Raw genomic sequence first — 5,509 nt, forward strand, 5'->3', positions numbered from 1 at the left:
GATGAGTGGCTATCTCGGCAAATCGGATGACTTTGACCAGGCCGTCGGTGAGTTCGCTTTGGCTTACGCTGACCAAAATGAAAAAGACCATGCAGCACTGGAGGCAGCGGTCAAGATGGGGACGATCGATGTCCTGGTGGAGAACGACGCGTAACTCCAAGCTTGCCGTTCGACTCGCCGCCGGGACCTCCTCAGGTCGTTGGCGACGGGATTCGTATGCCGCAACCGTTTGAACTCTGTTGGAGAGGAATGGGACAGTTGGCGTCGCGCTGCAACTGTGGGCGGGATTCGAACCATGGCCTCTGGTTGTCCTCGAAGTCATGGCGAGGATGGTGACGTACCAGTCTCGATCCACTCTGGTCGGTTCTTCTCGCAAAGGGAACGTCGCAGCCGTTGAGGAACGAGAGGAAACCAACCGAAGGCGCAACGACTGTGCTACCGCCGACGAAAGATGGAATCGAAAAGCGAATCTCCACCGCGCCGCGATACGGTGTTGAGTTCACTTTGCCGGGACATTGAGTAAGAAACGCTCACGAGTTCCGTGGGTCTTCTTTGACATCCCCTGCCAACTCGCTGCAGGATCAGGCCGACGGAGGTAACGGCTTGCCGGTTTTGACTGATGATTGTCTCCCACAGATCGTGGGTACAGGTTGCAGGAAGATGTTATGCCTCGTCATGCGACGCGGGGCCCGCTCCCTGAGCGAACCATTTCTGATTGAAGGTTTTCAGCCCCTCGAACCAGAGAACGCTGAGAACCCCGCCACCCAGACAGATCGCAAGATCGGAGGGATGGAGCAGGGAGAAGTGAAAGAGGTCTCGCAGGAACGGGACGTACAGTACAAGTGCCAGAAAGAACAGCGTCCCGCCGAATACCCACCACAACGCCGGATTCGGAGATCGCAGCGTGGACCAGATGGTTCGGGTCCACGAGCGGTTGGCGAAGATCAGGCCAAGGTTCGCGACGACAAGGGTCGTGAAACTCAGGGCTGTGGCGTCCAGAGCGTCATGCCAACCCAACAGGGCCGACAGATAGACCGCCAGCACAATCATCAGGACGCTTGCCCCCTGGAGAAGCCCGAGGCCGAGCAGTCGTCTGCCGAAGAGAGCATCGTTGGGATTGCGTGGCGGGCGTTTCATGATGTCGGCCTCCTCCGGTTCGCCTTCAAAGACGATGGAGCAGGCAGGGTCGATCACCAGTTCCAGAAACAGAATATGCACCGGCAGTAGGGCCAGCGGCCAACCGAACATGACCGGGATGAGCGACATCCCGGCAATCGGCACATGGACCGCCACGATGTAGGTCATCGCTTTTTGCAGGTGGTCGAATATCCGCCGCCCCATGCGAACTGACTGTACGATGGATGCGAAGTCATCCGTGAGCAGGACCAGTGAAGCGGCTTCACGGGCCACGTCGGTCCCACGCCCGCCCATCGCAATGCCGATGTGGGCGGCTTTCAGGGCTGGTGCATCGTTCACTCCGTCACCCGTCATGGCGACGACCTCGCCATTGGCCTTGAGCGCATTCACCAGCCGCAGCTTTTGTTCCGGTACCATGCGGGCAAAGACGTTGACGGTTTGCACCCGCCGTCGCAGTTCCGCTTCTTCCAACGCATCAAGTTCGGGGCCGGTGATGATCTCATCCACAGGCTTGATCCCGGCCTTGCGAGCGATACTCTTAGCCGTGGTCGGGTGGTCGCCAGTAATCATGACGACACGAATTCCTGCCGTGCAGCACTCCTCAACGGCGGCGGGGACGGTAGGACGCACCGGGTCTGCCAGACCCACGAGGCCCAGGAACTCGAACGTGAAGTCGTGCTGCTCGCCGGGCAAAACCTGTTGACCGTAGACACCCTTGGCGACTCCCAGCACGCGAAGTCCGTCCAGGGCCATCGCTGCAACCTGTTCCGCAATGATCTTCGTTCGGTCGGCATTCAGATGGCAAAGGTCCGCGATGGCTTCCGGCGCACCTTTCGTCGCCAGGACGTAATCCTGGCCGGCTGGCGACTTCCAGACATGGGACATCGCCAACAGTTCGGGCGACAACGAGTATCCTCGTTCCAGAGTCCAGTCCGCATGCAGATGTTCGGTTTCGGCGAGACGGGCGTTACCGAGGTCGTGGAACGCCTTTTCCATCGGGTCGAATGGATCACGCTGACTCGCCAGGATGCCGAACTCCACGATCTCGTGAAACTCTTCAGGCAACGCCTGACTCGTTTGTTGCTCGACATCCAGAACAGCCCCGTCCACAGCCAATTTGCGGACTGACATGCGATTGGCGGTGAGCGTGCCCGTCTTATCAACGCAGAGTACGGTGGCCGATCCGAGAGTTTCGATCACCGGCACGCGACGAGCCAGAACGTTCATCTTTGACAACCGCCACGCACCCAGGGCGAGGAAGATGGTCAGGACGACGGGGAATTCTTCCGGCAACATCGCCATCGCCAAGGTGATCCCTGCCAGAAACCCCTGGAGCCAGTTACCACGAGAAATGCCGTAAAGAACGATTACGATCAGGCAGAGGGCCAATCCAAATGCCGCCACCCGTCGTACCAGCCGCCCCACTTCCTGTTGCAGCCGGGTTCCTTCGGTCTGCACCGTTTGCAGGGCCTTGCCAATGTTGCCCATCTCGGTGTGGATACCCGTGGTCCGCACCTGGGCGATGCCCTGCCCCTGAACAATTAACGTTCCCGAGAAGACAAACGGCAAGTCTTCGCCTCCTGGCCGAGTCATCTCACGCACGCCATCCCAGGCGACCTTTCTGACTGGCACGGATTCGCCGGTGAGTAACGACTCGTCGGAAGAGAGGTTGTTACACGAAAGCACAACGGCATCTGCCGGAACTCGATCCCCTTCGGCAAGTACCACGAGGTCATCAGGAACGACATCTCGGCCCGCAACCCGTTTTCGCTCGCCACCTCGGATCACCAGCGCACGAGGACTGGAGAGATCACGCAGGGCTTCGAGTGCCCGCTCCGTTTTTCGTTCCTGGTACAGCGTGATGCCGAGTACCACGAACACGAAGCCGAGAAGCATTACGGCTTCCTGCACATCGCCCAAGAGAAGATAGATGGTGCCGCACGCCAACAGCAGCAGGAACATTGGCTCGCGGACGACATCCCAGGCGGTCGCAAAAATGCTGCGGCCCTTTGATGACGGCAGCTCGTTGTAGCCGTGCTGCTGCACTCGCACGGCGACTTCGGCCTCGGAAAGGCCGGAGGGTTCGACAAGTTCGGTCCTTCGTTCCATTTTGCCTTCGTCGATCCCTCATGGTTTATCAACAGTTGCAGCGTTATGGCTCGCGGTCAGGCGTAGAGTCCTTACTCCGCCCTGCCCTTGAACCGCTTGAGGTGTTTCACGGGGTATTCTAATAAATCTGGCCCGGAATGCTCGCAATCGGTGCATGCTGGTGATGCAGGCGTCTTGATGACTTCGACTAGCGGCAGACAGTGTTCCGAATTGCACAGATGTTGTCTTGAAGTGTTCCGAGCCGGGTTACACCACTGCTCCGAACAACGTACCCACTCCGGCGGTCAGTGCCATCGCCAGCACCCCCCAGAATGTGACGCGGAAAGCGGCTTTCATGACTGGGGCTCCTCCCGCATGGGCACCGAAGCCGCCCAGTAGCGCGAGAAACAGGATCGATGTGGCGATAACGACAGGGATCAATACCGTCCGTGGCGTGACGAGGGTGGTGACGAGCGGCATCGCCGCACCGACGGCGAATGTTCCAGCCGAGGCCAAGGCCGCCTGGATGGGCCTGGCGGTCGTCAGGTCCGAAATGCCCAGTTCGTCTCGAGCATGGGTTGCGAGGGCATCGTGGGCCATCAGTTGATCGGCCACTTGTCGGGCCAGTGCCGGTTCGACTCCTCGGCTCGTATAGACCGCAGCCAGTTCGTTCCGTTCCGATTCATCCTCCGTTGCCAGCTCTTTTCGCTCGCGATCCAAGTCGGCCTTTTCAGTATCCGACTGCGAACTGACGGAAACATATTCTCCGGCCGCCATCGACATGGCTCCCGCCACCAGGCCCGCCACACCCGCAACCAGAACGTCACTCGCTGTAGAATGTGCTGCAGCCACGCCGACGACCAGACTTGCCGTGGATACGATCCCGTCGTTCGCGCCCAACACTGCAGCGCGCAGCCAGCCAATCCGATCCGTACGGTGTCGTTCTCTGTGTTGAACGTACATGCCGATTGTTCCTTGAATACTCAGTTAGATCCACTTTATTCGTAGCAGCCACGTCTTGACCAGCTGCGTTAAGACAACGTAGCCCAACAGGGTTAACATCAGCAGCGGCCAATGCAAAGGGCCGCGGCGCGTGTCATGTCTCCCGCAGTGAGTTGGACCACGTTACCCGGGACTCGTCGAGAGACAGGCCAACGTTTAAAAAAAATGAAGTCACTAAGGTGCACCGACAGGTCGGTGGTCTTCCAGTCGCTTTCGTGGCCCCTCACCAGGCACGCTCAGTCGGTAGCTCTTCAATTACCACCGCCGCGTCGCCTGGGATCGAAAATGTGCCGTCGATCCGCACTGAAATACGGGACGTCTACGGCTGGTGCAGAACGCCGTAAGGTAAGTTGCACAAGCGTCCGTTGGGTTAGCTTGTTAACCATTCAGTCCGACGGTCGAAAGTGGATCAACATGACGGCTTTGTAAGTTTTTTCTGGTACGTCTGTAATCTGAGTACGAAACAATACGTATTTGCTGCGAAACCGTGACAACTGTCGTTTTCGCCGTATCCCCACCTTCTCCAACATGCGAGAGTTTTCGGCGGCGGGCCTGATAAAGTTCCCCCCGAATTTAAGGTGACTCTCTCGATGGTGCGGTTTTCTCGTTTCGCTGCAGTTGCTTTGCTTGCTCTTTCCTCCCGAATGGCCGAAGCCGGAATTCTAATGACGGTAGAAGGTCCAGGAGTGCAAACATCCTCAGCGACAAACACAACGTTGGTCGACTTCAATTCAGCAAATCCCGGTTATCACTTCACTCAGAATTTTGATCTGACGCCCACCTCATCGGTATCGTATGTCGGGAATCAGTTCGTCCGAGAAGCCAGTGAGTATGGTGGAGCGGGAGGGACTGGCAGGTACCTCAGCATCCAAACGGGTAACTCGGTGACTGCAACACTTCAAGATGCCCAAGCTTACTTTGGATTCTGGCTTTCGGCTGGTGACGTCGCGAATTCAATCGAGTTTTTCAACAACGGCGTTTCGGTCGGTGCCTTTGATGAGGCGACCATTGAAGCCCTGTTCGGGCCTGCCTACTTCGGTAACCCAAACGCGGCCTTCCAGGGACAAAACCCCAGCCAGCCCTATGTGTTTGTCAACTTCTACTCGGAAACTGCGGCCGATATGTTTGACTCAATTGTATTCACAAATGCCCCAGGGGCATCTGAATTCGAAAGCGACAATCATACATTCAGTACCACCTTGCAGTCCCCAGTCCCAGAACCCAGCGCTTTCGTTCTGGCGGCGCTGGGCATCGTTGGATTGGGAGGAAACGTCCTCCGAAA

The 5,509-nt window shown here is 57.8% G+C and carries 4 protein-coding genes; 2 read left to right on the forward strand and 2 right to left on the reverse strand.

Annotated features, from left to right (window positions below; all coding sequences use genetic code 11):
- Positions 1 to 154 (forward strand): DUF2252 family protein (locus tag VGE80_RS20275; protein ID WP_440593926.1); only part of this gene is annotated, 154 nt, incomplete at its 5' end.
- Between the two features lie 509 nt (positions 155 to 663).
- Here VGE80_RS20275 and VGE80_RS20280 read toward each other — a convergent pair.
- Positions 664 to 3,246 (reverse strand): cation-translocating P-type ATPase, encoded by a 2,583-nt coding sequence (locus tag VGE80_RS20280; RefSeq protein WP_440593923.1) that lies wholly within the window; start codon positions 3,244 to 3,246, stop codon positions 664 to 666.
- Between the two features lie 246 nt (positions 3,247 to 3,492).
- Entirely contained in the window at positions 3,493 to 4,188 is a 696-nt protein-coding gene (locus VGE80_RS20285) for a VIT1/CCC1 transporter family protein (RefSeq protein WP_440593924.1), read from the reverse strand.
- Positions 4,189 to 4,913: 725 nt separating this feature from the next.
- On the opposite strand from VGE80_RS20285, the gene VGE80_RS20290 reads away from it, so the two are divergent.
- Positions 4,914 to 5,509, forward strand: a 596-nt coding sequence (locus VGE80_RS20290; protein WP_440593925.1) for a PEP-CTERM sorting domain-containing protein, incomplete at its 3' end; no start/stop codon positions are given.

Source organism: Schlesneria sp., assembly GCF_036405755.1.
GTDB lineage: Bacteria > Planctomycetota > Planctomycetia > Planctomycetales > Planctomycetaceae > Schlesneria > Schlesneria sphaerica.